Source organism: Rhizobium sp. UFLA01-1127, from assembly GCF_059803845.1.
On the sequence record NZ_JAUQTZ010000315.1, the window covers coordinates 1 to 666 of the forward strand.

At 65.2% G+C, this 666-nt stretch carries 1 protein-coding gene and 1 pseudogene; both read right to left on the reverse strand.

Annotated features, from left to right (window positions below; all coding sequences use genetic code 11):
• Nucleotides 1-16: 16 nt before the first annotated feature.
• Entirely contained in the window at nt 17-466 is a 450-nt protein-coding gene (gene ccmE / locus Q4Q11_RS31980) for a cytochrome c maturation protein CcmE (protein WP_113224126.1), read from the reverse strand.
• Nucleotides 463-666, reverse strand: a pseudogene (locus tag Q4Q11_RS31985) (c-type cytochrome biogenesis protein CcmI); the annotation flags it as partial. The pseudogene Q4Q11_RS31985 and the gene ccmE, both read right to left, overlap by 4 nt.

Below are 666 nucleotides of genomic sequence, written 5' to 3' on the forward strand. Positions count from 1 at the left end.
TGTCCAAGTTCGATGATCATCGGGTGGCCTCCTCGCCCTTCCACACGCCGTCGGCCTTCAGCTTGTCGGCGACCTGCTTCGGCATGTAGCGCTCATCATGCTTGGCAAGCACGCTGTCGGCAACGAAAACGTCGCTGCCCGGCTCGAACCTGCCTTCGGTCACCACGCCCTGCCCCTCGCGGAACAGATCGGGCAGGAGGCCGTCATATCTGACCTTGACCGTATCGGTGCCGTCGGTGACGGAGAATTGAACCTGCGTTCCCTGACCGCGCACGATCGAGCCCTCGCCGACGAGCCCACCCAAACGGATCAGCGTCCCGGCATTGACCGGCGTCTTCGCAAGATCGGCCGGCATATAGAAATAGGCGACCGACTGGCTGAAGGCGAAGAGCACGAGCAGCACGGCGGCGGCCACGAACCCCATGCCGCCGGCGATGACAGCCAGACGCTTCTGCTTGCGGGTCATTGCGGCGTCCCCTCCGTCGGCAGTCCCAATTCCCTAGCCAGCGCCAGAAGCTGCCGGCCCTCCCCTCCGTCGGCCGGGAAAGCGGCAAGCCCGCGCTTCAGCGCATCCACCGCGCGCGCCCGGTCGTTCAGCACCGCATAGGAGCGGATCAGCCGCATCCAGCCCTCGAAATTCTTCGGATCGTCCTTGAGCCTGGCATC

Coding starts and splice junctions, on each gene's coding strand:
- ccmE (WP_113224126.1), bottom strand. CDS start 466: ATGACCCGCAAGCAGAAGCGTCTGGCTGTCATCGCCGGCGGCATGGGG.